At 68.8% G+C, this 24398-nt stretch carries 27 protein-coding genes and 2 pseudogenes; 17 read left to right on the top strand and 12 right to left on the bottom strand.

Annotation, left to right across the window (positions count from 1 at the left end; genetic code table 11):
- From VQ042_RS10505 to VQ042_RS10480, 6 genes are all read right to left on the bottom strand, one after another.
- Positions 1-888, bottom strand: coding sequence for a branched-chain amino acid ABC transporter permease (locus VQ042_RS10505; RefSeq protein WP_331818898.1), 888 nt, complete (start codon positions 886-888; stop codon positions 1-3).
- A 5-nt stretch (positions 889-893) separates the two neighbouring features.
- Complete coding sequence (locus tag VQ042_RS10500) at positions 894-1622, bottom strand: ABC transporter ATP-binding protein (RefSeq protein WP_331818895.1); 729 nt, start codon at positions 1620-1622, stop codon at positions 894-896.
- A complete protein-coding gene (locus tag VQ042_RS10495; protein WP_331818893.1) occupies positions 1615-2379 on the bottom strand; it encodes an ABC transporter ATP-binding protein in 765 nt (254 codons plus the stop codon). Before VQ042_RS10495 ends, VQ042_RS10500 begins: the two co-directional genes overlap by 8 nt.
- Positions 2380-2465: 86 nt before the next feature.
- The gene (locus VQ042_RS10490) at positions 2466-3689 is read right to left on the bottom strand and encodes an ABC transporter substrate-binding protein (RefSeq protein ID WP_331818931.1); all 1224 of its coding nucleotides are present in this window, start codon (positions 3687-3689) and stop codon (positions 2466-2468) included.
- A gap of 195 nt (positions 3690-3884) precedes the next feature.
- Positions 3885-5111 (bottom strand): ABC transporter substrate-binding protein, encoded by a 1227-nt coding sequence (locus VQ042_RS10485; RefSeq protein ID WP_331818891.1) that lies wholly within the window; start codon positions 5109-5111, stop codon positions 3885-3887.
- Between the two features lie 116 nt (positions 5112-5227).
- Positions 5228-5731, bottom strand: a complete 504-nt coding sequence (locus VQ042_RS10480) for a hypothetical protein (RefSeq protein WP_331818889.1) — start codon at positions 5729-5731, stop codon at positions 5228-5230.
- Positions 5732-5943: 212 nt separating this feature from the next.
- On the opposite strand from VQ042_RS10480, the gene VQ042_RS10475 reads away from it, so the two are divergent.
- Positions 5944-6405 (top strand): helix-turn-helix domain-containing protein, encoded by a 462-nt coding sequence (locus VQ042_RS10475; RefSeq protein ID WP_331818887.1) that lies wholly within the window; start codon positions 5944-5946, stop codon positions 6403-6405.
- The gene (locus VQ042_RS10470; RefSeq protein WP_331818885.1) at positions 6402-6932 is read left to right on the top strand and encodes a DUF6456 domain-containing protein; all 531 of its coding nucleotides are present in this window, start codon (positions 6402-6404) and stop codon (positions 6930-6932) included. The genes VQ042_RS10475 and VQ042_RS10470 overlap by 4 nt, the downstream gene beginning before the upstream one ends.
- A gap of 77 nt (positions 6933-7009) precedes the next feature.
- On the opposite strand, the gene VQ042_RS10465 is transcribed toward VQ042_RS10470, so the two are convergent.
- Positions 7010-7432 carry a SufE family protein gene (locus VQ042_RS10465; RefSeq protein ID WP_331818883.1) on the bottom strand — a complete coding sequence of 141 codons (423 nt, stop codon included), beginning with the start codon at positions 7430-7432 and terminating at the stop codon, positions 7010-7012.
- A 110-nt stretch (positions 7433-7542) separates the two neighbouring features.
- Entirely contained in the window at positions 7543-8115 is a 573-nt protein-coding gene (locus VQ042_RS10460; RefSeq protein ID WP_331818881.1) for a DUF5330 domain-containing protein, read from the bottom strand.
- Between the two features lie 429 nt (positions 8116-8544).
- On the opposite strand from VQ042_RS10460, the gene VQ042_RS10455 reads away from it, so the two are divergent.
- Genes VQ042_RS10455 through VQ042_RS10445 form a run of 3 tightly spaced genes read left to right on the top strand, consistent with a single transcriptional unit; the run spans position 8545 to position 11396 of the window.
- Positions 8545-10296: a sensor histidine kinase gene (locus VQ042_RS10455; RefSeq protein WP_331818879.1), complete on the top strand. Its 1752-nt coding sequence runs from the start codon at positions 8545-8547 to the stop codon at positions 10294-10296.
- Between the two features lies 1 nt (position 10297).
- Entirely contained in the window at positions 10298-11047 is a 750-nt protein-coding gene (locus VQ042_RS10450; RefSeq protein ID WP_331818877.1) for a peptidoglycan-binding domain-containing protein, read from the top strand.
- 16 nt (positions 11048-11063) lie between these two features.
- Entirely contained in the window at positions 11064-11396 is a 333-nt protein-coding gene (locus VQ042_RS10445; RefSeq protein ID WP_331818875.1) for a DUF1491 family protein, read from the top strand.
- 17 nt (positions 11397-11413) lie between these two features.
- On the opposite strand, the gene VQ042_RS10440 is transcribed toward VQ042_RS10445, so the two are convergent.
- Positions 11414-12433, bottom strand: coding sequence for a hypothetical protein (locus VQ042_RS10440; protein ID WP_331818873.1), 1020 nt, complete (start codon positions 12431-12433; stop codon positions 11414-11416).
- 227 nt (positions 12434-12660) lie between these two features.
- Between VQ042_RS10440 and VQ042_RS10435 the strand changes: the two genes are divergently transcribed.
- Positions 12661-12828, top strand: a complete 168-nt coding sequence (locus VQ042_RS10435; RefSeq protein ID WP_331818871.1) for a hypothetical protein — start codon at positions 12661-12663, stop codon at positions 12826-12828.
- 72 nt (positions 12829-12900) lie between these two features.
- Here the strand turns inward: VQ042_RS10435 and VQ042_RS10430 are convergent, their stop codons facing one another.
- Genes VQ042_RS10430 through VQ042_RS10420 form a run of 3 tightly spaced genes read right to left on the bottom strand, consistent with a single transcriptional unit; the run spans position 12901 to position 16290 of the window.
- The gene (locus VQ042_RS10430; protein WP_331818869.1) at positions 12901-13530 is read right to left on the bottom strand and encodes a DUF1254 domain-containing protein; all 630 of its coding nucleotides are present in this window, start codon (positions 13528-13530) and stop codon (positions 12901-12903) included.
- A complete protein-coding gene (locus VQ042_RS10425) occupies positions 13520-14104 on the bottom strand; it encodes a DUF1214 domain-containing protein (protein WP_331818867.1) in 585 nt (194 codons plus the stop codon). The genes VQ042_RS10430 and VQ042_RS10425 overlap by 11 nt, the downstream gene beginning before the upstream one ends.
- A 32-nt stretch (positions 14105-14136) precedes the next feature.
- Entirely contained in the window at positions 14137-16290 is a 2154-nt protein-coding gene (locus tag VQ042_RS10420) for a transglycosylase domain-containing protein (RefSeq protein WP_442880065.1), read from the bottom strand.
- Between the two features lie 140 nt (positions 16291-16430).
- Between VQ042_RS10420 and VQ042_RS10415 the strand changes: the two genes are divergently transcribed.
- From VQ042_RS10415 to VQ042_RS10365, 11 genes and pseudogenes are all read left to right on the top strand, one after another.
- A complete protein-coding gene (locus VQ042_RS10415; RefSeq protein ID WP_331818865.1) occupies positions 16431-16907 on the top strand; it encodes a YcgN family cysteine cluster protein in 477 nt (158 codons plus the stop codon).
- 193 nt (positions 16908-17100) lie between these two features.
- Positions 17101-17604: a hypothetical protein gene (locus VQ042_RS10410; RefSeq protein ID WP_331818864.1), complete on the top strand. Its 504-nt coding sequence runs from the start codon at positions 17101-17103 to the stop codon at positions 17602-17604.
- Entirely contained in the window at positions 17592-18512 is a 921-nt protein-coding gene (locus VQ042_RS10405) for a terminase large subunit domain-containing protein (RefSeq protein WP_331818862.1), read from the top strand. Before VQ042_RS10410 ends, VQ042_RS10405 begins: the two co-directional genes overlap by 13 nt.
- Positions 18513-18679: 167 nt before the next feature.
- Positions 18680-19717, top strand: a pseudogene (locus tag VQ042_RS10400) (phage portal protein).
- Between the two features lie 557 nt (positions 19718-20274).
- On the top strand, positions 20275-20604 hold the full coding sequence (locus tag VQ042_RS10395; RefSeq protein WP_331818860.1) for a DUF6107 family protein: 330 nt from the start codon (positions 20275-20277) through the stop codon (positions 20602-20604).
- 218 nt (positions 20605-20822) lie between these two features.
- Positions 20823-22065 (top strand): annotated as a pseudogene (locus tag VQ042_RS10390) (phage major capsid protein).
- 71 nt (positions 22066-22136) lie between these two features.
- Positions 22137-22403: a head-tail connector protein gene (locus tag VQ042_RS10385; RefSeq protein ID WP_331818858.1), complete on the top strand. Its 267-nt coding sequence runs from the start codon at positions 22137-22139 to the stop codon at positions 22401-22403.
- Between the two features lie 25 nt (positions 22404-22428).
- The gene (locus VQ042_RS10380) at positions 22429-22680 is read left to right on the top strand and encodes a hypothetical protein (RefSeq protein ID WP_331818856.1); all 252 of its coding nucleotides are present in this window, start codon (positions 22429-22431) and stop codon (positions 22678-22680) included.
- A gap of 28 nt (positions 22681-22708) precedes the next feature.
- Entirely contained in the window at positions 22709-23041 is a 333-nt protein-coding gene (locus VQ042_RS10375) for a phage head closure protein (protein WP_331818854.1), read from the top strand.
- Between the two features lie 417 nt (positions 23042-23458).
- Positions 23459-23869 (top strand): DUF3168 domain-containing protein, encoded by a 411-nt coding sequence (locus VQ042_RS10370; RefSeq protein ID WP_331818852.1) that lies wholly within the window; start codon positions 23459-23461, stop codon positions 23867-23869.
- 115 nt (positions 23870-23984) lie between these two features.
- On the top strand, positions 23985-24398 hold the full coding sequence (locus VQ042_RS10365) for a phage major tail protein, TP901-1 family (RefSeq protein WP_331818850.1): 414 nt from the start codon (positions 23985-23987) through the stop codon (positions 24396-24398).

Genomic DNA, 24398 nt, shown 5'->3' with positions numbered 1-24398 from the left:
TCAGGCCTCCTTTCCGAACAGGCCGGCGGGCCGGATCATGAGCACGATCGCCATGATGACGAAGACGACGATGTTGGAGGCTTCGGGATAGAACACCTTGGTGAGCCCCTCGAGAATGCCGAGCATGTAGCCCGAGATGATGGCGCCGAGGATCGAGCCCATGCCGCCGATCACCACCACGGCGAAGACGATGATGATGAGGTTGGAGCCCATCAGCGGACTGACCTGGTAGATCGGTGCGGCAAGGACGCCTGCGAGACCGGCGAGACCAGCGCCCAGCCCGTAGGTCAGGGTCAGGAGCAGCGGCACGTTGACGCCGAACGCCTGGACCAGCTGCGGGTTCTCGGTCGCGGCGCGCAGATAGGCGCCGAGCCGGGTCTTCTCGATCAGCAGCCAGGTGGACAGGCAGATGACCAGCGAGGCGACGACGACGAAGCCGCGATAGTTGGGCAGGAACATGAAGCCCAAGTTGGTGCCGCCCGCCAGCAGGGCCGGTGTCGGATAGGGATTGCCCGCCGCGCCGAAATAGTAGCGGAAGGTGCCCTCGATGATCAGCGCCAGGCCGAAGGTGAAGAGCAGGCCATAGAGATGGTCGAGGTCGTAGAGCCGCGACAGCATGGTGCGCTCGATCACCGCCGACAGCATGGCGACGATGAGCGGCGCGACGATGAGGGCCGGCCAGAAGCCGAGGCCGGTGTAGGCCAGCACCAGATAGGCCGTGAAGGCGCCGAGCATGTACTGGGCGCCATGGGCGAAGTTGATGACGCGCAGGAGGCCGAAGATGACCGCCAGGCCGAGGCTCAGCAGGGCGTAGAAGGAGCCGTTGATGAAGCCGATAAGGAGCTGGCCGAGCAGCGCCGGAAGCGGGATGCCGAGGATCATGGTCATGGCCGTTACACTCCCACCACTTCATGCAGCCGGTCCATCCGGGCGTCGAGCTCGGAGGTCGGAAAGCTTTCCAGGATGTGGCCGTCCTCCATCAGGAAGAAGCGGTCGGCGACCTTGCGGGCGAAGCGGAAGTTCTGTTCGACGAGAAGCAGCGTCATGCCCTTTTTCTTGAGCTCCATCAGGACGTCGCCGATGCGCTGGATGATGACGGGGGCGAGCCCTTCGGTCGGCTCGTCGAGAAGAATGATCTTCACCCCGGTGCGCAGGATGCGGGCGATGGCCAGCATCTGCTGCTCGCCGCCGGACAGCTTGGTGCCCGGCGAGTTGCGGCGCTCGGCCAGGTTGGGAAAGAGGTCGTAGATCTCCTCGATGGTCATGCCGCCAGGCGCCACGGTGGGCGGCAACATGAGGTTCTCGGAGACGGTGAGCGTTGCGAAGATGCCGCGCTCTTCCGGCACGTAGCCGATGCCCGAATAGGCGGTGCGGTGGATCGGCACCTTCATCATGTCGGCGCCGGCGATGCGGATCGAACCCTCGCGCCGGGGCAGGAGGTTCATGATGGCGCGCAAGGTGGTCGTCTTGCCGGCGCCATTGCGGCCGACCAGCGTGATCGTCTCGCCTTCATGCAGATCGAGCGACACGCCGTGCAGGACGTGGCTTTCGCCATACCACCCGTGCAGATCGCGCACTTCAAGAAGGGCAGGGCCCTGCGGGCGGCCCGGGGCCTCAATCATCTTCGCTTCCCATATAGGCTTCACGCACGCGTGGATCCGAACTCACCGTCTCGTAGTCGCCTTCGGCGAGAATCTCGCCGCGCGCCAGGACGGTGACATAATCGCAGAGATCCGCCACGACGTTGAGATTGTGTTCGACCATCACCACGGTGCGGTCCTTGGCGATGCGCCGGATGAGCGCCGAAATGCGCCCGATGTCCTCGATGCCCATGCCGGCCATCGGCTCGTCGAACAGGAGGACGGGCGGGTCGAGGGCGAGGGTGGTGGCGATTTCCAGGGCGCGCTTGCGGCCATAGGAGAGTTCCGCCGCATCGAGATTGGCGTATTCGGCCAGGCCGACGGCCTCGATCAGCTCGTGGGCGCGGGCATCGAGCGTGTCGAGCGCCCGGTTGGAGCGCCAGAACTGCGTGCCGAGCCCGGCCTTGCGCTGCAGGGCGACGCGGACATTGTCCAGCACCGTCAGATGCGGGAAGACCGCCGAGATCTGGAACGAGCGCACCAGCCCGAGCCGGGCAACATCGGCCGGCTTGACCTTGGTGATGTCCTTGCCGCGGAAGGTGATGGTTCCCGCGGTCGGCGTCAGGAACTTGGTCAGAAGGTTGAAGACGGTCGTCTTGCCGGCCCCGTTGGGACCGATGAGGGCGTGGATGGTGTTTTCGCGGATGTCGAGGTCGACGGCATTCACGGCGGTAAAGCCAAAGAATTCCTTGGTCAGGCCGCGGGCGGACAGAATCGCCTCTTGCGGGGATACGCTCATCGGCGCGGTGTTCTCCTGTCGGCGTCGTAACGCATTACCGGGATGGAAAGCCGGCCGGCACGGCCAGCCGGCTTTCCGATGTCAGATCAGTTCGTCGGGAAGGACGAGGTGTCGCAGCCGCTTTCCTCGACGCTGGCATAGGCCACGTCGCCGGGAACGGTGGCGATCTCCTTGTAGAGGTCCCAGGGGCCGGTGGATTCTTCCGGCGTCTTCACCTCGAACAGGTACATGTCATAGACCATGCGGCCGTTCTCCTGGACCTTGCCGTTCTTGGCGAACAGGTCCTCGACCGGCATTTCGTGCAGCTTGGCAGCGACCGGCTCGGTGGCGTCGGTGCCGGCGGCCTCGATGGCCTTCAGATACTGCAGGACCGCCGAATAGGTGCCGACATGGATCATGTTGGGCATCTTGCCGAAGGCCGCCATGTAGCGTTCGGCGAAGGCCCGGTTCTCGTCGCTCTGGTCCCAGTACCAGCCCTCGGTGAGGTTCAGGCCCTGGGCCTGCTCGATGCCCAGACCGTTGACCTCGGCGAGGGTGAAGAGCAGCGCGGCCAGCTTCTGTCCGGACTGGACGAGGCCGAACTCGGTGGCGGCCTTGACGGCGTTTGCCGTGTCGAGGCCGGCATTGGCGAAGCCGACGACCTTGGCGCCGGAGCTCTGGGCCTGCAGCATGTAGGAGGAATAGTCGGTGGTGGAGAGGGGATGGCGCACGGCGCCCGAGACCTGACCGCCATTCGCCTCGATCACCTTGGTCGCCTCGCCCTGGAGCGAATCGCCGAAGGTGTAGTCGGCGGTGACGAAGAACCAGCTGTCGTCGCCGTTCTTGACCAGCGAGCCGGCCGTGCCCTGGGACAGGGCGCGGGTGTCGTAGGCCCAGTGGAAGCCGTAGGGGCTGCACTGGGCGCCGGGGATCTCCGTGGAGCCGCCGCCGGTGGTGATGGTGATCTTCTTCTTCTCGCGCGACAGACCCTGGACCGCCAGGGCCACGGAGGACGTCGTCAGGTCCATGATCGCGTCGACATTCTGGGTGTCGTACCATTCGCGGGCGATGTTGGAGCCGATGTCGGCCTTGTTCTGGTGGTCGGCCGAGATGATCTCGATGCTGGCGCCCAGGACGGTTTCGCCGAAATCCTCGACCGCGAGGCGCGCGGCGACGACGGAGCCTTCGCCGGCCGTGTCGGCATAGACGCCGGAGCGGTCGTTCAGGATGCCGATCTTGACGATTCCGTCGGAAATCTCCTGGGCGGCGGCGGGCAGGGCGGCAGTGGCCGCGACGCCGGCGGCACACAGGGCCGCGAGGCTGGTCTTCATGGTCATACGATCATTTCCTCCCTTGATGCGCGGTTCGTCACCTCCCCGTGACGGCTGTCGCGCAACTGCATTGGATCGGCCAAATCCGGGGACTGCAAGCCGATTCTTCAGGCATCTGGCCTCGAATCGGGCAGCCGGCCACGAAACGAAACGGGGGCGGATGCCGTCGGCGCCGCCCCCGTCCTCATGTGCAGATTACTTGTCGAAGCTGGCGACGTCGCAGCCCGAATTCTCGACCGAGAGGAAGGCATCGCTGCCCGGCACCGTGGAGACCTCGTTGTAGAAATCCCAGGGGCCGGTCGACTCTTCCGGCGACTTCACCTGGAAGAGGTACATGTCGTAGACCATGCGGCCATTTTCCTGGACCGTGCCGCTCTTGGCGAAGACGTCCTCGACGGGCAGCTCGTGCAGCTTCTCGGCGACGGCGTCGGTGGCATCGGTGCCGGCCGCCTCGACCGCCTTGAGATACTGGGTGACGGCCGAATAGGTGCCGGCGTGGATCATGTTCGGCATGCGCTGGGTGCGCTCCATGAAGCGCTCGGCGAACTCACGGTTCTCGTCGCTCTGATCCCAGTACCAGCCCTCGGTCAGGTTCAGGCCCTGCGCTGCCTGGAGGCCGAGACCGTTGACCTCGGCGAGGGTGAAGAGCAGGCCGGCGAGCTGCTGGCCGGCCTGGACGATGCCGAATTCTGCGGCGCCCTTGATGGCACTGGCGGTGTCGAGGCCGGCATTGGCGAGGCCGATGACCTTGGCGCCGGAGCTCTGGGCCTGCAGGAGGAAGGAGGAGAAGTCGGTGGTGCCGAGCGGATGGCGGACCGCGCCGAGGACCTCGCCGCCATTCTCCTTGACGAAGTTGCCGGTCTGCTCCTCGAGGGAGTAGCCGAAGGCGTAGTCGGCGGTGAGGAAGAACCAGCTGTCGCCGCCGGCCTTGACCAGCGCGCCGCCGGTGCCGACCGCCAGGGCATGGGTGTCATAGGCCCAATGGAAGCCGTAGGGGCTGCACTGCGCGCCGGTCAGCTCGGTCGTCGCCGCGCCGGTGGTGATGGTGATCTTCTCTTTCTCGCGGGACAGTCCCTGGACTGCGAGCGCCACCGACGAGGTGGTCAGTTCCATGATCGCGTCGACATTGTCGACGTCGTACCACTCGCGGGCAATGTTGGACGCGATGTCGGCCTTGTTCTGATGGTCGGCCGAGACCATCTCGATCGGCTTGTCGAGCACCGTGCCGCCGAAATCCTCAATCGCCATCCTGGCGGCCTCGACGGACGACTGGCCGCCGAAATCGGCGTAGACGCCCGACTGGTCGTTCAGGATGCCGATCTTGACGACGTCGTTCGAGATTTCCTGTGCGCTGACCGCCGCCGGTACGAGAACGGCAGCCGCAGCGGTGCCGGCGAGCAGCAGGCGTGTGAAATTCTGCATGTTTGGTGATCCTCCCAGATCGTTCGCATTCGATCGGGCCGCCGGGCCGATGGCCTGGGAGTCACCCGATCAAGAACAGGACCGATGTTGTGGCCAGCCATCGGAAGGGTGTCAAGCTATACTATGGCACCCTTAGTATCATCGGCGTCTGTGTTGCGTTCATTGCGGTTTTCGACTGTTGCGGACTTCCTCTGGGGCATCCGCCGAGGATGGATGGAGCGGCGGAAACGGGCATTGGCCGCCCGGCCGGATCCTATCGGGGCGGGCTCGGCGTACCAGGGCGCAGTGCCATCGAGCCAGCGGGCGAGGCGTTTCAGCGCCATGTGCCTGCCGATGTCGTAGCCTGGATCACCGCGCCGCGCGAGCCGAGCCTGAAGGCGCAGGTGGACGGCCAGGCGGGACTGGAGCGCGCGGCGCTGCCGCTGCGGAATGAGGGCCGCGTCGTCGGCCGCGATGGCGCCATCGCAGCTGCCGGGTTCTAGGTCGAAGCGTCGCAGCAGCGCCGCGAGTTCGAGCCTGGACAGGTCTCGCGTTGCATCGCGCCTGCGGGCCTCGACATAGTTTCGGGCTGCGGCGCGGAGGCGCGAATCTGCCGGATGGCAGTCGAAATGGGCGGTCATGCGGATATCCCTGGACGGTTGCCGCACGAGCCTGCTTCCAACGGCCCGTATGGGGAAAACATTCCTTGTCAGCGTTTCGGAGTATTCCTGTCGTTGCGGTGACTTCGTTGGTTTCCAGCCGCTTGCCGCATTCTCGTGAGATAGGAATAATTTCCACACTGGGCCGAACTTGCCCTATGGATGAGGGATGCAGACACCGGAGGCAGAGCGTGATGCAGGACCCATCCACGACCCGAAGCGAGACCGCGACGACGCCAAGCCGCTCCGAGCGGGGGGCGATTCGCGATCTGTCCAGCAGCGACGAGCAGGGCGCCAATGTGATGCCGGCGGTCGACATTCGCAGCGCATGCCGGCTGGCACGGGAGATCGCCAGCGCGTTCCTGAACGTGCCGGTGCACGACATCGACCGGCCGACGCGGGCGATCGCGCCGATCTGCGAGGCGCGGCACGTGTCGATGTATCTCGCCCATGTGGTGTTTCAGGTGCCGCTGACCGCCATGGCCGGGGAGTTCGGCCGCGACCGCACGACGGTCGCCCATGCGGTGCGGCGAATCGAGGACCGGCGCGACGATGCGAATTTCGACGCGGTGATCGAGCGGCTGGAACGGCTGAGCGCAGCGATCCGGGCAGCGCTCGGCGGCGGTGGGCCCCAAGATGGCGGGGGCAAGGCGTGACGGTGCGGTTCAACGACGAGGAATCGCCCCTGGCGCGGCTGGCCAAACGCCGGGACCGGGGCGGCGCGCCGTTTCTGACCGCCGAAGAGGTCGAGGCGGGCGAGCGGCTGCGCCGCGACTTCACCCGCGGACAGATGATGCCGGGGATCAGCCAGCGCTGGGATGCGCAGCCGCGGGCCAAGGGCGGGCGGGGCGCCGGCGATCTGTCCGATTCCGCGATCGATGCGAGGCGGCGGGTCGATGACGCGATCGGCGCGGTCGGGCCGGAGCTCTCCGGCGTGCTCCTCGACTTCTGCTGCATTCTGAAAGGGATGGAGACGATCGAGCGGGAGCGCCAATGGCCGGTGCGCTCGGCCAAGATCCTGCTGAAGGCCGGGGTGGGCGTTCTGGCGCGCCATTACGGGCTGGACCGGCAGGCCAGCCGGCAGACCGGGCGCATCCGCCGCTGGGGCACGGAGGACTCCCGCCCGACGATTGGCGGCCTTGCCCCGGACAGCGACCGGTCGGCGGGCGAGGATCGCAGGTAGGGCGCAGAGGTCTGATCAGTGGAGCGCCCCTGTGTGTCCTGTCGGACGCGCGGCGCATCCAGTGCATCGTGACGCGATCAGGCGGCGGCGAGGGCCTGGCGGGCGTCGTCCTTGATCCGCGCGACCATCGAACGCAGGCCGTTGGAGCGCTGCGGGCTGAGATGGTCCTTCAGGCCGAGCCGCAGGAAGGCGGCTTCGGCGTCGGCTTCCAAGATTTCGGGGGCGGTACGGCCGGAAAACAGCGCCAGCGCCACGGCAACGAGGCCGCGCACGATGTGGGCGTCGGAATCGCCGAGGAACGTCAGATGCGGCGGGTTGGCATCGTCGGAACTGCTGACCAGCCAGACCTGGCTGGCGCAGCCGCGAACCTTGGTCTCGTCGGTCTGGGAGCCCTCGGGCATCGGCGGTAGGGCACGGCCGAGTTCGATGAGGTAGCGGTAGCGGTCTTCCCAATCGTCGAGATATTCGAAATCCGCCGTGATGTCTTCGATCGTCTGCATTCCGCCTCCGGTCTGGCCCGTTACGGCTGTCGGACCGCAAGGTGCCAGATATAAGGTCGGGGGACGGCGATGTCAGGCCCGATGGGCCGCGACGATCCTGCCTGGGGTCGTCAGGCGCGCGGGGCCGGGCGCGGGACTGGCAGGCGGGCCGGGGCGGCCGCGGTCGGTACGGAGGCCTCGGGGCGTGGCTGGCTGGCGGACTTACGCGTCGTTTCGATGCCGGGCATGGCGAAGTTGCGGCCGGCCGGCTTCGTTGCAGCAGCAGGCAAGGGACGGGCAAGTTCCAGAACCTGTGCGACCGCGCCGGTGACGATGGAGTCCGGGCGAGCGGCGGCGGGGTTGGCGTTTGCGGCGGCGGGCTGACGCGGCGTGGTGGCCGGCGCAGTGGCAACCTCTGTCGTGACCGGCTGGCTGGCCTGGCCGCCCTGGATGGTCCGATAGGCCAGCGCCAGTCCGTCGCCGATGCGGTCGCCGGCGAAATGCGCCAGATCGCTGCCGGCGGCGCAGGCGGCGGGCGCCCGGTCGCAGAAGCCCCAGATGTCGGCGACGGCGGCCTGGGCCCCCATCAGCGCGATGAACGGGTCGATGCCGGCATCGGCGGTCTCTACGGAGTCCGGCCTGCCGGGCAGCAGCAGGGCGACGAGGCCGAGCAGGAAGGCTGTCTTGATGAGGAAGCGGATCATGAAAATCACCGGAGTGGCAGAGCATGCATCCGGTCCTGTCCCGACCGGCATTTCGATAAGCACCACCATGGCACGGCCGTTCCAAGGGGACGTTGAAACTGCGAGGCGTGTTTGATTCAAATTGTCGGTTTTCCACAGCGGCGCGGCCGGGAAGGCCGTGTGCGGTGGGCCCCGGCGGCACGAACGAAGCGTTAACCATACGCACAGACCGGCTTCGTCCGAAATCGGTAGCGCGCCGGGTGTCGTGCGCTTGTGGCCAGCGCGAAAAGCCGTGGTTTATGGCTTCCTTAAACCGTCGGTCGCATTATCACGGTCGACCGCTGCCAGACGTCGCATTGCCCCCCGACGACCGGCAGCCCGAATGTGAGTGCGAGTACTTGTATGACCGAGGCGTTGGACGAGCGACAGACAGGAGCACCTACCGGTGGAATGCTGTCTCTCATCGGCGAACGGCTCGACGTCCTGGTTCCGAATTCCGTCGATGATCTGCGCGAGCGCCGGGTGCAGGCGCTGGCGATCGGCGGCCTGATCGGCGCCGGCCTGCTGGCCGCCATCGCATCGCCCATCCTGGCATTGCTGCAGTCCGGCATCCTCGCGGTCGCAGCGCCGCTGATCGTCGCCGGCATGGCGCTGGCAGCCGCGGCCTATCTCTCCTCGACCGGTGCCATCGATCATGCTGCCTGGCTGGCTGGAACGCTGGTCGCCGGCCTGATCGGCTGGGCTGCGCTGTTCGCGCAATCGTCCTCGGCAGCCTGGTTGATCCTCCTGGCGATCCTGCCGGCTGAATTGCTGATCGCCGGACGGCGCGGACTGGCGGCTGCGGTCGCCGGATCGACCGCGATCTTCGGCGCGTGCCTGCTTCTCGTCGGCCCGCCGGTCTTCACGGCCGGCCTCGACCCCGCCTCGGCGGCCCTGATCCTGTGCTACGGCGCGACACTGGTCCTGCGGCTGTCCCGGCGCGGGGCTCCTGCCACTCCGGTGGCGGCGACCGTTGCTGCCCCGTCGATCGACGATGCGGCGGCCCTGTTCGACACCGCGCTGGTTTTGCTGGACAGCCGCGGCACCGTGCTGGCCGCGTCCGCCGCCGCGACCGGCGGCCTGGGCCAGGAGCGCGACACGGTGACCGGCCGCAGCCTGCTGGAACTCGTCCATGTCGGCGACCGGGTGACTTACCTGCAGGCGCTGGCCGATGCCCGCCGGACGGGTGCCGTGACGAGCGCCACGGCGCGGCTGCGCCGGGACGACGGGACCCATGTCGCGGCCAGCCTGCGTTTCGGCGGCGGCGCGGCCGGCACCCTGCACGTGGCGATCGCGTTCCACACCGAGGCGAACGGCGAGTCGCTGACGCTGAAGACCGCGCTGGACGCGGCCAACCAGTCGTCGGCGGCCAAGAGCCAGTTCCTGGCTGCCGTCAGCCACGAGTTGCGCACGCCGCTCAACGCGATCATCGGGTTTTCGGACATCCTGGACCAGGAATTCTTCGGCGGCTTCGAAAGCGATCGCCAGAAGGAATATGTCGGGCTTATCCGGCAGTCGGGCCAGCATCTGCTGTCGGTGGTCAACAGCCTGCTCGACGTCTCGAAGATCGAAGCCGGCCGCTACGAACTGTCACCGGAAGCCTTCGGACTGGGCGAGGCCATGGACCTGGCCGCCGACGTCGTGCGCGACGGGGCACGGCGCAAGAACCTGCGCCTCGACCTGCGCCCGGGCTGCCGCGACGAGGAGATCGTCGCCGACCGCCGCGCCTGCCACCAGATCCTGCTCAACCTTCTGTCCAACGCCATCAAGTTCACCGAAGTCGGCGTCGTGACGCTGGAAAGCCGGCGGATCGGACCGATGGTCGAATTTTCGGTGAGCGACACGGGCATCGGCATCGCCGAGAGCGATATCGAACGTCTCGGCCGTCCCTTCGTGCAGCTCTCCTCCGGCACCACGCGGCGCTACCAGGGGACGGGCCTCGGCCTGTCGCTGGTCAAGGGACTGGCCGAACTGCACGGCGGCGACATGACCATCCGCAGCCAGCCGGGGGTCGGGACCATGGTCACCGTCCGCCTGCCGGCGGTGCTCGTCCTGGACGCCGAATCCTCACCACACCTCAAGGAAAATGTCGTAGCTCTGAGCGATGCCCGCACCCAAACGAACACCCCCCCGCAGATCCTCGAAGCGCGCCGCTCGGCCTAGCATGGGCGCGACGCTTCTGGCCCTGACCCGTCGCGGCGCGGCGAACGCGGCGCGTGCGCTGGCGCGCCGGCCGGCGCTGTCGGCTGGCGTGACCGGCTTCGCCATCCTGTTCGGCGGCGTGGCGATCAACGCCCTGCACCAGCCGGGACCGCATCCGAGCCCGTTCCTGGCGACGCGCGACCTGGGCGAGGGCGGCGACACGCAGGTCGCCAGCAACAACCCCGCGCTGATGCCCGTGCCGCTGGTGCGCGAGGTCCAGGCGGCGCTCGCCGAGGCGGGCTTCTACCAGGCGAATGTGGACGGGCGGCCGGGACCGGCGACGCAAGCCGCGATCACGGCCTTCCAGAAGGACCAGGGCCTGCCGACCGACGGGGCGGCGACACCGCTGCTCCTGGCGCAGATCCGGCAGGTGACGGCGCAGGCGCCCAACCCCTCGCCGCGGCCGAACGTCATTGCCAGCATCGAGGAGCGGATGCAGGGCATTCCGCAGAACGTCGACGACTATTCCACCGACGCGCCGGACGACGCCCTGCAGGCCGAGATCGGCAAGCTCAGCGACAGCGAGCTGGTGCGCCGGATCCAGGCCGGGCTGACCTCGGCGCAGGTGGCCGAACTCTCCGCCGACGGGATCCCCGGCGAGCGCACCCGCGAGGCGATCCGCACCTTCGAGGCGTTGGAAGGGCTCGAGGTGACCGGTACGCCGGACCCGCGGATCCTGGAGCGGCTGATCGAGATCGGCGCGATCCAGTGACGCGCGGCGAACGTCGATGCGGATAACCAGCGAACTCCACGTCGCCCAGCTCGTCCGGCGGCTGTTTGCGGCCGGCGACTTTGCCGTCGTCGCGCGTCGCGGCGCCGATCAGGCGGGCGCGATCTTCATCGTCGCGCGGCAGCCGTCGGGCGCGTTCCAGCTGTACGGGCCGGCGCCGCAGAGCCTGAGCGAGGAGAGCGGCGAACGCCGGTTCATCCTGGAGCCGGCACAGGACGAGGAGGCGCTCGCGGCGCGGCTGGCCAGCGAGGCGCGGTTCGATCCCGATTTCTGGGTGGTGGAGATCGAGTCCCGAAACCCCGAACAGTTCGTGGACATCGCCGCGGAATAGACCGCGACGGTCGCTGCTCAGCGCTTGCCGATGGATCGTTCGACGGCGGGTGGCAGGGACCGGCGGCCGAAGGCGCGCCGCGGAGCACCGGCGACGGGGCGGATCACCAGATCGGCCGATTGCGGCTGCAGCGACGGCGCCCTGACGGCGATGCGCGCGGCGGGGAGGCCGAGGCGCGACCGGCAGGCATCGATGTCGAGGCCGCGATAGGTCGTCTTCATGGTCTCGAAGGCGGCGACGTCGGCGCCGATGCGCGGCTTGAGCAGCATGATCGCGGTGAGGGCATCGGTCGGTCCGGCCCGCAGCACCTTGAGCGCCGCGGCGAGCCATTCGCCGCTGGCGTCGTCGGCGATCTTCTCCAGCACTTTGGAATCGAGGTCCAGCATCGCGCCGAGGGCGGCGTGGAAGCGGCCGGACCGGCCGGCGCGGGCGTCGGCAACGAGGCCCGCGACAGTGCGGGCGAGGGGGGGCTGCGGCGCCGATGGCGCCGGCTTCGCCGGGGTGCGGCCGGGGCGCGCGAGCCGGAACAGTTCGGCGCGCGCCGCAGCGGCGGCGCCCTGGTGGACGGGGGCCGGGCGCACCGACTCGGCGGGTGACAGCGCCGCGGGCGCGGCAACCGGGGCCGGATCGGCCATCGGCCCGACGGTCACGGCAAGCGTCGCCTCACGCTCGGCAAGGACGGCGCGCAGCGGCGCGTCGGCACGCAGTTGCAGCGCCTCGAGATCCGCATGGGTCAGGCAGGGGCTGGTGTGCAGGAAGGGGGCCGCGACATCCAGCGGGGCGGAGACGATCCGCGCAACGACGCAGGCGGGCAGGCGGGCGGAATGGGCGAGAGCTTCGGCGAGCGCGCGCTGGGTGGCGGAATCGAGGCTCGGCCAGGCCGGGGAAACGAGATCGCCGAATTCGCGCAACTGGCGGTCACCGGGCGTGCGCAGCGTGAGAAAACTCATGGTTGCAGCCGTCACGATGGTGTCGAAGCCGCCGCGCCGGATGTCCTTCTCGAGGGAACGGTAGATGCGCGGCAGGACGTCCTTCATGGGGCTCCCGTATGGTTGACCTTTGGTTTCGACGGGAGGAAGGATTAGCTAAGAAACATTAGCAAGCTGTTAACTGTCGTGGGGTTTGCTGCCCTGCGGACGGCGCGAATGACGAACGTGCCGGAAACTGGACCATCCGGATCATGTCGATGCGCGATGGTTCGCCCCTGGGTCGACAGCGCCAGAGACTGGATGTTGCCGTGCTCCATCGGACGAGGAATCGTGCCATGGCAGTCATATTGAAGCTGAACAGCAGGATCGACAGACACCAACGCGCCAAGCCGTCCGCGCCCTGCGTGACCGGATCGGCGGAGATCGTCCTGTTGCCCTGCGTGCGCCGGGAGCCGTTGCCGGACCTGGCGAAGGGCGGGACGGTGCTGAAGCGCCAGGCCTAGACCTGGCAGAGCAGGGCCGGGATCGCCTCGCGGATACCGTGAGCCGGGACGGCCGGGCGCCGTCGGCCGATGTCAACCGTCGCGGCGGGTCTCCGGCTGCTGGTTGGCGCTGATCGGACCGAGCGGCCGGCACGCAAGGGACGCGACGAAATCCTCGACGGAGGGTCGCTTGCTCTCCTCGTCCACCAGCACCCGGATCGTCATGTAGCCCTCGGTCAGATCGACCTCGACCGGGATGGTCGTGTCGTCGCCGGTCTCGACGACGGCATTGGCGTCGACGATCTGGTCATGGGTGCCGACCAGAAGGTCGAAGATGCCGTCGACGGCGGAGCGGTCGTTGATGCTGTAGAGATTGTCGCCGTTGCGATCGTAGATCGAGGCCGACCAGAAGGTGGTGGGACCGTAGCTGGCGATCATCCGCACCGGACCGTCGGCCAGCGAGAAGCGGCAGCTGGCATTGACGAAGGCAGGATCGACGAAGGCGAAGTCGTGACGATCGGACCCGGGCGTCCCGGCGATTGTGTCGGGCCCGGCGCTGCGCAACGCCTCGACGCGGACCGTCTCGTTCAGCGGCCCCAGCCGGGCGAACCGACCCCAGGCATTGTTCTCGGCCAGATGCGGCATCGCGAAGATCACCAGAATGTGGACGAGGGCCGCGCCGACAAGGCCGACGACGATGGCGTACAACAGCCTAGCGATCATAGCAGGTCTCGAGGGTGATGCCGGGCAGCGCCAGGCTGCCGACGCCGGTCGAGGCGCTGGCCGGCGTATCGTAGAGCGCCAGGGCCAGCGTGTAGGGGCCCGTGCCGGAGGTCGCCAGCCAGTTGCCGGAGCGGGCCGAGGGGCCCAGGGCGATGGCGAAGGAATTGTCCTCCTCGCGCATCAGGCTGTTGGAGGTCAGCCAGCCGTTGCGACCAGCGCCCGGCGGGATCAGGCTGCCTTCCGGCGTGAACGGCACGAGAGTCCAGATGCGGGCCGGCGGCGTCTGGCCGACGAGGCGGTAATTGCACTGGCGACGCAGCGCATTGCCGGCGCCGTCCCGCTCGGCGGTGAACAGGATGCCCTCGCCGATGCCCAGGGTGAGATTGCCGAGCCGGGCGAGGCGGGCCTTGGAATAGGGATCGGCATCGGGCGCGCCGGCGAAGGGGTTGGCCTGCCACGGGCCGACCGTGACGGTGTCGATCTCGGTCGACCTGTCGAGCGCCCAGTTCGCGGACCAGCCACCGAGGCCGAGGGCGATCGACAGGGCTATCAGGACGAGAAGCGCAAGACGCATTGGCTATGGGATCCGAAGAGGCCGATGGTGGTCTAGCGCTGCGCCGGCGCGGACGCGCCCGCCGGACGGGCGGCGGCGAGCTGCTCCTGCTCGAGCGGCGGCAGCGCCTCCAGCTGCTCGACGATGTCGTCGAGCACGCCCTGCGCGGCGCGCGACAGCATCGGGGGCGCCGGGGCGGGGGGCGTGTCGCCCTCGGCGGTGACGACCTCGCGCTTTTCGGCCGGGAAGGGATCCTCGATGAAGGGGATCGGCTTCAGCTCGATGTTCTGATGCGCCGCTTCCATGAAACGCTGCCAGGTCATGGCCGGGAGCGAGCCGCCGGTGAGGTTGCGGGTCGGCTGGAAGCTGTCGTTGCCGTACCAGACGGCGGAACTGAAATTGCCGGTGTAGCCGACGAACCAGCCGTCGCGGTAGCTCTGGGTGGTGCCGGTCTTGCCGGCGACGCGGGTCATGGAGAGCTGGGCGCGGCGGGCGGTGCCGCTCTCGGTGACGCCGACCAGCATATCGTTCATGGATTTCGCCGCCTCTTCGGTCAGGATGCGCTGGCGCGGTGCCATGTCGCGGCGCGCGTCCCACAGCGTCTTGCCGGTGGCGTCCATGAGCTGCATGACGGCGTGGCGGTGGGAATCCATGCCGCCATTGACGAAGACGCCATAGGCGGTGGCCTGGTCGAGGACGGTGACTTCGCTGGTGCCCAGCGCCATGGTCTTGTCGCCGCGCAGGGGGGATTCGACGCCCATCGCATTGGCCAGCGTGGTGACATTGTCCATGCCGACCTTCTGGCCGAGCTTGACGGCCGGAACGTTCAGCGAACGGGCCAGGGCATTGGCCAGCGTCACCCGGCCGGCAAAGGAGCGGCCGTAATTCTGCGGCGACCAGCGGCCGATGGTGATCGGGCTGTCGACGATGGTGTCGGCAGGGGTCATGCCGGCCTGCATGGCGGCGGCGTAGACGAACACCTTGAAGGACGAGCCGGGCTGGCGCAGCGCATTGGTGGCGCGGTTGAACTGGGAGAGGCCGTAATCGCGCCCGCCGACGATGGCGCGCACCCCGCCATCCTCGCTGATGACGACCATGGCGCCCTGCTCGACGTCGTACTGGGTGCCGAACTGGCGCAGGTGATACTCGACGGATTCGTCGGCCAGCTGCTGCAGGCGCATGTCGATGGTCGTGCGGGCGACGAAGCTGCGCTGCTGAAGACCGGCCTCGCGGGCGACGCGCTGCACCTCCTCGAAGGCGAAATCGAGGAAATAGTCCGGCGACTGGGTGGCGGAGCGGTCGACCGCCACGGCGGGCTGGCGGCGGGAGGCCACGACCTGGCCCTCGGTGACGAAATTGGCCTGGACCATGTTGGTCAGGACCTCGTTGGCGCGGGCGCGCGCCGCCGGCAGGTTGATGTGCGGCGCGTAGCGGGCCGGGGCCTTGAACAGGCCGGCCAGCATGGCCGACTCGGCCATGGAGACGTCGCGGATGTTCTTGTCGAAATAGAATTCCGACGCGGCGGCCGCGCCGAAGGTGCCGCCGCCCATATAGGCGCGGTCGAGATACATGGCGAGAATTTCGCGCTTGGTCAGGTGGGATTCCAGCCAGAGCGAGATGAAGGCTTCCTTGATCTTGCGGTCGATGGTCCGCTCGTTGGACAGAAAGAGGTTCTTGGCGAGCTGCTGGGTGAGGGTCGAGCCGCCCTGAACGACACCACCGGCGCGGGCGTTCTCCGTCATGGCGCGGGCCAGGCCGTAGAAGTCGATGCCCCAATGCTCGAAGAAGCGCCGGTCCTCGGTGGCCAGCACGGCCTTGATGAAGGAATCGGGCATCTCGTCGATGGGCACGGCGGCGGCGCGCAGCACGCCGCGGCGGCCGATCTCGTCGCCATGGCGGTCGAGGAACTGGACGGAATAGTCGGTTTCCTGGGGCAGGCCGCCGGCGGTGACCTGCATCGCGGGCTGGGCCAGCGCCAGCAGCAGCACGAAGCCGGCCAGACCCAGCGTCAGGCCTTCGCCCATCACCTCGAACAGGACGCGGTTGAAGCCGCGCACGCGGAACTTCCGCGAGAACACGGTGACGCTCTCCCACCACGCCCCGAAGGCATGGGAGGATCGCCACAGGCTGGAGTCGATCCAGGCGTCGATTTCGATCAGACGCGAGGGCTGCCTGCGCCGCCGGGGCTTTTCGGGCGTGTCGTTCAACGTCAATGGTTCACTCTCGGGCAGATTGTGCACCCGCGACCGGCAAGCGGCTGCGGCGCGACGTCCCTTCGTTTCGCAATGCTCGTACCCTATACGTCCAGATCATGAAAAAGTCGCGAGGAAGTGCAGACATTTCAACCATGCGTGATTCCGGCAACAAGCCCTTCTGGCAGGCCAAGAGCCTCGACGACCTGACCCCGGCCGAGTGGGAGTCCCTGTGCGACGGCTGCGGCCGGTGCTGCCTCAACAAGCTGGAGGACTGGGACACGGGCGAGATCGCCTGGACCAATGTCGGTTGCCAGCTCCTCGACGGGGACAGCTGCCGCTGCAGCGATTACGCCAACCGCCAGGCCACCGTGCCCGACTGCGTGTCGCTGGACGTGGCGACGGTGCGCGCGATCGGCTGGCTGCCGCCGAGCTGCGCCTACCGGCTGGTGGCCGAAGGCAGCGACCTCTACTGGTGGCACCACCTGATCTCCGGCGATGCCGACACGGTGCACCAGGCCGGCATCTCGGTGCGCGGCCGCACGGTCAGCGAAGCCGGCATGGCGCTGGAGGACTACGAGGATCATCTGGCGGCCTGGCCGGGCGAGAACCCGATGGACGACGCGGCGTGAGGCAAAGCCTTCGATGGCTCGCCATCAGCGTTCGGTTGCAACCACACTCAAGTCAGGAAAATAATCCTTGACACCGTGACGGTGGTCGGGTAGGGTTCAGGCACAGTCGAGATTTTGCGGGCGGCGGGGGTGACCCCGGCGCCCTTTTTGTTGGGCGGTGCGGCGGGCGCGGTCCGCGGGGAGGCCGGCGCGGATGGCGGAGCTGTTGTCGGAACGCCTTCTCGCACTGTTGCGGCACGAGGTCGAATGCCTGCAGGCCGAATTGGCGGACAATATTCCTGTTTCGCGGGCCGCGAGAGCGGCCGGTGCCGCGAAGACGGCGGGCGGCAAGGCGGCGGGCGCGGTGAAGCGGCGGGCGCCGGCCAAGGCCGTGGACGTCGCGCCAGTGGCGGTGCGGCGGGTGTCGGCCAAGGAGCGGGTCGAGAGCATCGGCCAGGCGGCGCGCACGCTGGAGAAGCTTCTGGAACTCAAGCGGCTGGAAACCCTGGCCGGGCAGGGCGGCGGCGAGGACGCGGCCGAGACCGCCCGGCTGCGGGAGGAATTTCTGTCCCGGCTGCGCAGCTTGGATGCGCGGCGGCGGGCCGGGGCGACCTTGTTCGACGCGCAGACCGGCGCCTATGCAGGCGAGGCGGGCGCCGATGACGGGCGCGGCGCGGCCGGAGCATTTGCGGATGCGGCGAGGCGTTGGCGCCGCTGACGGAAACGGAATTCTGGGGCGAGCTCGACGCGCTGACGCAGGTCTATCCGGGGCCGGTGCTGGCCGGGGCTTCGCCGGTCTGGGCGTCGTTGGCGCGGCCGGCGCCATTGCCGCCGCCGGGCGACTGGCGGCAATGGCTGCTGATCGGCGGGCGCGGCTCGGGCAAGACGCGGGCGGGCGCCGAATGGGTGCGGGCGATGGCGGCCGGCGCCTGGCCGATCGCCAGGCGCCCGCACGGACGCATCGCGCTGATCGCCGAGACGCTGGGCGATGCGCGCGAGGTGATGATCGCGGGAGAGAGCGGCATCGTGGCGGCCTCGGTGGGGCCGCGGCCGGTCTACGAGGTGAGCCGGCGGCGGCTGGTGTTTCCCAACGGGGCGATCGCGCAGCTGTTCTCGTCGGATGATCCCGAGGCGCTGCGCGGCGACCAGTTCGACGCCGCCTGGGGCGATGAATTCCCCAAATGGGTGCATGGCGAGGCGTGTTTCGGCAATCTGCAATTCGGCCTGCGTCTGGGAACGCGGCCGCGGGCGCTGTTCACCACGACGCCGCGGCCGATCCCGCTGCTGAAGCGGCTGATCGCCGAGGCCGGGACCGTGACGACGCACATGCCCACGGCCGAGAACGCGACGAAATCTGGCGCCGGGATTCCTGGCGGCGATGGAGGCGCGCTATGGCGGGTCGCGCCTCGGCCGGCAGGAGCTGGAAGGGCTGATGCTGGAGGCGCGCGAGGACGCGCTGTTCGACGTGGCGGCGATCGACGCGGCGCGGGTGCGGGTGGCGCCGGAACTGCGCCGGGTGTTCGTGGCGGTGGATCCGCCGGCGACGGCGACGGCGCGCTCGGAGGCCTGCGGCATCATCGCGGCGGGCAAGGCGGCGGACCGAGCCGACCAAGATCAGCCCGTTGAAGCTGATCCTGCCGACACAGGACATCCTGGCATCCATGGCGGGCTGACAGCAGACAATCCATCGAGATCCTTCCCTGACCTCGCTTCGGCGGGGTTTCTTGCATGGCGCACGTTGCGCCTGGTCGGTCGTGAACGACGCTTCGGAGACCATCATGAGCTTGAAAGCTGTGATCGCCGGCTGGTTCGGTGGCGCGGACGGCGATGCACGTCCGGCGGCCCCGGGAGAGCGCAAGGACGTCGGGTATGCGGGTGGCGCACTGGTGTTTTCCGGCGGCGGTCCGGGCGAGTGGAGCGAGCGCAGCTACGATGGGCTGGCGCGGGCCGGCTTCATGCAGAACCCGGTGGTCTATCGCTCGGTCCGGCTGATTTCCGAGACCGCGGCGGCGATCCCGATGCTGCTCTAAGAGGGCAACCGCGAGGTGGCGGCGCACCCGATCCTCGACCTCTTGCGCCGGCCGAACCCGGCCAGCGACGGGCAGAGCCTGGTGGAGACCCTGTGCGGGAATCTGCTGCTGTCGGGCAACGCCTATCTGGAGGCGAGCGGCATCGACGGCGAGATCCGGGCGCTGCACGCGCTGAGGCCCGACCGGGTGCGTATCGTGGAGGCCGGCGACGACTGGCCGGAGGCCTATGACTACCGGGCCGGGCACGCCGTGCGCCGGATTGCCGCCGAGGGGATCGGCGAGCGGCCGGCGACGCTTTTGCACGTGCGGCTGTTTCATCCGCTGGCCGAGACGGCCGGCTATTCGCCGCTGGCCGCGGCGTAGACGGCGCTCGACCTGCACAATGCGGCGTAGCGCTGGGCCGGGCGGCCGATGCTGCTGGAAGGCGGGCTCGACTGGAAGGCGATGGCGCTGTCGCCGAAGGACATGGATTTCATCGAGGCGCGCAACGGCGCGGCGCGGGACATCGCGCTGGCCTTCGGCGTGCCGCCGATGCTGCTCGGGATCCCGGGCGACCTGACCTATGCCAATTATGCCGAGGCCAACCGCGCCTTCTTCCGCCTGACGGTGCTGCCGCTGGCGAGCCGCCTGGCCGGGGCGCTCGGCGCGTGGCTGGGCGGCCACTTCGCCGCCCCTGGGCTACGGCTGGCGCAGGATCTCGACCGGGTGGAGGGGCTGAGCGCCGAGCGCGAGGCGCTGTGGGCGCGCGTCGGCGCGGCGGACTTCCTGTCCCGGTCGGAAAAGCGCGAGGCGGTGGGGTAGGGCGCCGAGGGGTGAGCGTGGGGCGCGATCCCACGAATCCGTCACATTGCGTTAACGCCCTCCTAACCACCGGGAGAGGAATGACCGGGGACACCATCCCGGCATCCTTCTCGCGCCGCTTCGCCGTTGCAGTGTCCCTGTGCGACGACCGCGAGAGGAGACGACGGTGGACGACGACGATGGAGCCATCGGCTGTGCCAGAGCCGGGCTGATCCTCCTGCTCCTGTGCCTCGTGTTCTGGGGCGCCTTGCTCTGGTGGATCGGATAGAGCGTCTGACAGGGGCACAAGGCAGACTTTGACCCATTGAATCCGCGCATCGGGCGGTCCGGTCATCGCGTCCGGTTTTCGGGCAGATGCTGTCGCCCCGCCCATCGGCGCTCGCGTGCCGCCCAGCGATCCCGTGCTGCCCGCCACCTGCGTTTTCGCGCTGCAGCGGCGGCGCCGAGCGATGCCGGAACGTGGTCCGGTGATCGCCGGCGTGCGCCTTCCTGCATTCGAACGACATGACACGGGTCCGCGGGAGCGGGCCGGTGCGCACACGCCGTGGAGGTGCCCGATGAACGTCGAACCCGTATCCGTTCTGGCGCTCATCCTCGGCGCGGTGGCCGGGTCGGCGATCTCGGTCGCCTATCTGCTGCCGCGCGGCCGGCGCGAGGCGGCGTCGCGCTTTCTCATCGGGATGGTGACCGGCGTGGTGTTCGGCCCGCCGGCCGGGCTGATGCTGGCCGACCATCTCGATCTCGACCAGACGTTGAGCGCGCTGGAACTGGCGCTGATGGGATCGGCGTCGGCGAGCCTGTCTGCCTGGTGGGCGCTCGGCGTGCTGTCGCGCTTTGCCGACGGCCTGTTTCGCGGCGGCGGGGCGCGGCCGTGGAGCAAGCGATGAGCGGCGCGGTGGCCGCCCGGCTGGCGCCCCGCGAAGACGGGCTGATCCGCGGCTATGCGGCGATCTTCGGCGACACGGACCTGGCCGGCGACATCATCGAGCCGGGCGCGCCAACCCGGCCGCGCATGCCGCAGCCGACCGCGGCGCCCTGTTGCGCCACCGGCGTCCGGCCACCGCCTGACCATCGATCCCTCGAGCAGACCAACGGAGAACGACGCATGAGCGACCATTTTCAACCGTCCCTCGAAACCAAGGCGCCTGCGCCGGAGGCCGCAGCGGCCTTCCAGGAGTTCATGCAGGCGTTCGAGAGCTTTCGCGAGGCCAATGACGAACGCCTGAGCGAGATCGAGACGCGCATGAGCGCCGACGTCCTGACCGAGGAGAAGGTCGACCGGATCTCGAAGACCCTCGACGAGCAGGAGCGGCGGGTGGAGCGGCTGCTCCTGAAGGAGGCCCGGCCGGCCCTGGGCGACCGCCGGCCCGCCGCCGGGCCGAGCGAGCACAGAAGCGCCTTCGAGCGCTATGTGCGCGGCGGCGACGAGCAGGGCCTGCGCCGGCTCGAGGCGAAGGCGATGTCGAGCCTGACGGGCGCCGATGGCGGCTTCCTGGTGCCGGACGAGACCGAAACGGAGATCGGCCGGCGGCTGGCGGCGATCTCGCCGATCCGCGCGATCGCGACGGTGCGCACCGTATCCCCTGCGATCTTGAAGAAGCCCTTCGCCATCGACGGCGCCCAGACCGGCTGGGTGGGCGAGACCGATGCGCGGCCGCAGACCAATGCGCCGCAGCTTGCCAAACTCGCCTTCCCGACGATGGAACTCTACGCCATGCCGGCCGCGACCAACGCGCTGCTCGACGACGCGGCCGTCGATATCGACCGCTGGATCGGCGACGAGGTCGAGCAGGCCTTCGCCGCGCAGGAGGGCGCCGCCTTCGTCAATGGCGACGGCATTGCCAAGCCGAAGGGCTTCATGACCTATCCCACGGTGGACGAGAGCGCCTGGTCCTGGGGCTCGGTGGGCACTGTAGGCACCGGCGCCGACGGCGGCTTTGCGCCCGGCGAGGCAGCCGACAGCCTCCTCGACCTGGTCTATGCGCTGAAGGCGGGCTATCGGCAGAACGCCAGCTTCGTGATGAACCGCAGGACGCAGGCGAGCGTGCAAGCTGAAGGACGGCGACGGCAATTATCTGTGGCAGCCGCCGGCCGGGGCGGGTGCGCGCGCGACGGTAATGGGCTTTCCGACGGTGGAGGCTGAGGACATGCCGGACATCGCGACCGATGCCAAGGCGATCGCCTTCGGCGATTACGCGCGCTTCTACCTCGTGGTCGACCGGTAGGGCGTGCGGGTGCTGCGCGATCCCTATTCGGCCAAGCCCTACGTCCTGTTCTACGCCACCAAGCGGGTGGGCGGCGGCATCCAGGACTTCGACGCCGCCAAATTCCTCGACTTCGCCGCCTGACCAGCGGGCTGTGACGGGACGGATCACGGCCGGGCAAGCGCCCGGCCGTTTCGCCTTGGCGGAGGGAAACCATGACGATCATCGATCTCGGGCTCGGCGATGCCGGGGAACCGGCGAGCGTGGCCGAGGCCGAGGCCGAGGCCAAGGCCTGGGCGCGGATCGACCGCGACGACGAGGATGGCCTGATCGGCGGGCTGATCCGGGCGGCCCGCGAGACGATCGAGGCGCTGACCGGGCTGGTGCTGGTGCAGCGTGCCTTCCGCCTGGCGCTCGATCCGGTGCCGGCCGACGGCCGGTGGAGATCGCGCGCCGGCCGTTGGGCCCGATCACCGTGGTGACCGCCTACGCCTAGGCGGCGTGCCGGTGATGTTCGACGCGGCCGACGCGATCGTCGAGCGGGCGCTGGGCGTGGAGGCGATCCGGGTCTCGCCCGCGGTGCGGGCGGCCGCGGTCAATGGTGTCGAGGTGGAGTTCGAGGTCGGCTTTGCGGCCGGCACGGTGCCGCAGGCACTGCTGACCGGGCTGCTGGTGATCGTGGCGGCGTCCTACGAGACGCGGGCGGCGGTCGATCCGGGGCAGCAGCCGGCGGTGCTGCCGACCTGGCGCGGTCGCTGATCGCGCCCTATCGCCGGGTGCGGATCTGATGGCGCCGCTGTTCCTCGATCCCGGGCTGCTGCGCAAGCGGGCCGTGCTGCAGGTGCCCGCGCCGGTGCCGGATGGGGCCGGCGGTGCCGCGACGGTGTGGAACGAAGTACGGGAATTGTCGGTGCATGTGGAGCCGGTCTCTGTGACGGCCCGGGAGCGCTTCGACCGGCAGGAGGCGACGATAACCCACCGGGTGATCTGCCGCTGGAGCGCGGACGTGCAGCGCGGGCGCGCCTTCAGCCTTGCAGGGCGGCGCCTCGTCATCCGCTCCGTGCACGATCCGGACGAGATGATGCGCTTCCAGATATGCCGCTGCGAGGAGGAGGCCTGATGCGCGTCTCGGTGCAGATCCGGCGGCGGCGCGGCCCCCGGCCGCGCCCACGGCGGGGGCGCGCCGCGCAGGCGCGGCGCGCACCAGCCGTTCGAGCGGCCGGCGGCTGCGCAGCCGCCTGCCGCTCGAACGGCTGGTGCGCGCCGCGCATGCGCGGCGCCGTCGGCCCTCTGCGGTGCAGGGCGGTCACTGGCCGTCGACCTCGCGCATTCCGCTGCATGTCGGCTGGGACGAGCGTCTCGATCGGGGCGAGGGCGACGACACACGGTAAGCTGGACCGACGCACTCGGCGGGCTGATCCGGCGGGGTGCTGCGATCACGTGTGCGCGAAGAGCGAAATACGGGGTCACAACCGCTGGCGGTAGCGAACGCACGCCATATATCGAACTGTAGGATCCCGTGAGCCCGGAGGGTGAGATGCCGCATCCCAGTGCCGAACTCCAGACGACGATCTTCCAGACGCTGACGTCCGACCCTTCGCTGACCTCGCTGCTGGGCGGGCCGAAGGTATTCGACCGGCGGCCGGACCATGCGAGCTTTCCCTATCTGACGCTGGGGCGGTCGGCGGTAGTCGACTGGTCCACCGGTACCGAGGATGGCTCCGAGCACATCCTGACGCTGCATGTCTGGGCCAAGGGCGGCGGCAAGGCCGAGACCTACGAGATCATGGACAAGGTGGCCGGGCGGCTGAATGACGCGCATCTGCCCATGGAAGGCCACCATCTGGTCAATTTGCAGCTGCAGTTCGCCGAGGCGCGGCAGGAGCCGGATTCGGCGACCTATCACGGCATCCTGCGGTTCCGGGCCGTGACCGAACCCATGGCCTGACGGCTTTCGGCGCCGCGCGCGCCGGCACCAATAAGACATCGCCAAGGGCGGTCCTGACGGGCCGCCTTTTTCTTTGGCCGGTGCATCCGGCATCCGGGCGGAAAGGACGACGCCAATGGTTGCGCAGAGAGGCAAGGACCTTCTCCTGAAGATGGACGAGAACCGCGACGGCAGCTTCGTCACCGTGGCGGGGCTGCGAACCCGGCGGATCGCCTTCAACGCCGAGACGGTGGAGATCACCGATGCCGAGAGCGCCGGGCGCTGGCGGGAACTGCTGGGCGGCGCCGGCGTGCAGCGGGCCTCGCTGTCGGGATCGGGGATCTTCAAGGATGCTGCCTCGGACGCCAGCCTCCGGCAGGTGTTCTTCGGCGGCGAGATCGTGCCCTTCCAAGTGGCGATCCCGGAATTCGGCACCATCACCGGGCCGTTCCAGCTGACCGCGCTGGAATATGCCGGGGAGCACGACGGCGAGATCACCTTCGAGGCGACGCTGGAATCGGCCGGCGCGCTAATCTTCGCGGCGGTCTGA

This window comes from Aurantimonas sp. A2-1-M11, assembly GCF_036549475.1.
GTDB lineage: Bacteria > Pseudomonadota > Alphaproteobacteria > Rhizobiales > Rhizobiaceae > Aurantimonas.
The sequence above is the reverse complement of the archived record's forward strand: the minus strand, read 5'-3'. Positions and strand labels throughout refer to the sequence as shown.

Coding starts and splice junctions, on each gene's coding strand:
- VQ042_RS10485 (WP_331818891.1), bottom strand. CDS start 5,111: ATGCAGAATTTCACACGCCTGCTGCTCGCCGGCACCGCTGCGGCTGCC.
- VQ042_RS10385 (WP_331818858.1), top strand. CDS start 22,137: ATGACGATCATCGATCTCGGGCTCGGCGATGCCGGGGAACCGGCGAGC.
- VQ042_RS10430 (WP_331818869.1), bottom strand. CDS start 13,530: ATGATCGCTAGGCTGTTGTACGCCATCGTCGTCGGCCTTGTCGGCGCG.
- VQ042_RS10505 (WP_331818898.1), bottom strand. CDS start 888: ATGACCATGATCCTCGGCATCCCGCTTCCGGCGCTGCTCGGCCAGCTC.
- VQ042_RS10425 (WP_331818867.1), bottom strand. CDS start 14,104: ATGCGTCTTGCGCTTCTCGTCCTGATAGCCCTGTCGATCGCCCTCGGC.
- VQ042_RS10365 (WP_331818850.1), top strand. CDS start 23,985: ATGGTTGCGCAGAGAGGCAAGGACCTTCTCCTGAAGATGGACGAGAAC.
- VQ042_RS10450 (WP_331818877.1), top strand. CDS start 10,298: ATGGGCGCGACGCTTCTGGCCCTGACCCGTCGCGGCGCGGCGAACGCG.
- VQ042_RS10435 (WP_331818871.1), top strand. CDS start 12,661: ATGGCAGTCATATTGAAGCTGAACAGCAGGATCGACAGACACCAACGC.
- VQ042_RS10375 (WP_331818854.1), top strand. CDS start 22,709: ATGGCGCCGCTGTTCCTCGATCCCGGGCTGCTGCGCAAGCGGGCCGTG.
- VQ042_RS10465 (WP_331818883.1), bottom strand. CDS start 7,432: ATGCAGACGATCGAAGACATCACGGCGGATTTCGAATATCTCGACGAT.
- VQ042_RS10445 (WP_331818875.1), top strand. CDS start 11,064: ATGCGGATAACCAGCGAACTCCACGTCGCCCAGCTCGTCCGGCGGCTG.
- VQ042_RS10410 (WP_331818864.1), top strand. CDS start 17,101: ATGGCGGAGCTGTTGTCGGAACGCCTTCTCGCACTGTTGCGGCACGAG.
- VQ042_RS10495 (WP_331818893.1), bottom strand. CDS start 2,379: ATGAGCGTATCCCCGCAAGAGGCGATTCTGTCCGCCCGCGGCCTGACC.
- VQ042_RS10455 (WP_331818879.1), top strand. CDS start 8,545: ATGCTGTCTCTCATCGGCGAACGGCTCGACGTCCTGGTTCCGAATTCC.
- VQ042_RS10415 (WP_331818865.1), top strand. CDS start 16,431: ATGCGTGATTCCGGCAACAAGCCCTTCTGGCAGGCCAAGAGCCTCGAC.
- VQ042_RS10500 (WP_331818895.1), bottom strand. CDS start 1,622: ATGATTGAGGCCCCGGGCCGCCCGCAGGGCCCTGCCCTTCTTGAAGTG.
- VQ042_RS10490 (WP_331818931.1), bottom strand. CDS start 3,689: ATGAAGACCAGCCTCGCGGCCCTGTGTGCCGCCGGCGTCGCGGCCACT.
- VQ042_RS10440 (WP_331818873.1), bottom strand. CDS start 12,433: ATGAAGGACGTCCTGCCGCGCATCTACCGTTCCCTCGAGAAGGACATC.
- VQ042_RS10370 (WP_331818852.1), top strand. CDS start 23,459: ATGCCGCATCCCAGTGCCGAACTCCAGACGACGATCTTCCAGACGCTG.
- VQ042_RS10460 (WP_331818881.1), bottom strand. CDS start 8,115: ATGATCCGCTTCCTCATCAAGACAGCCTTCCTGCTCGGCCTCGTCGCC.
- VQ042_RS10480 (WP_331818889.1), bottom strand. CDS start 5,731: ATGACCGCCCATTTCGACTGCCATCCGGCAGATTCGCGCCTCCGCGCC.
- VQ042_RS10395 (WP_331818860.1), top strand. CDS start 20,275: ATGAACGTCGAACCCGTATCCGTTCTGGCGCTCATCCTCGGCGCGGTG.
- VQ042_RS10475 (WP_331818887.1), top strand. CDS start 5,944: ATGCAGGACCCATCCACGACCCGAAGCGAGACCGCGACGACGCCAAGC.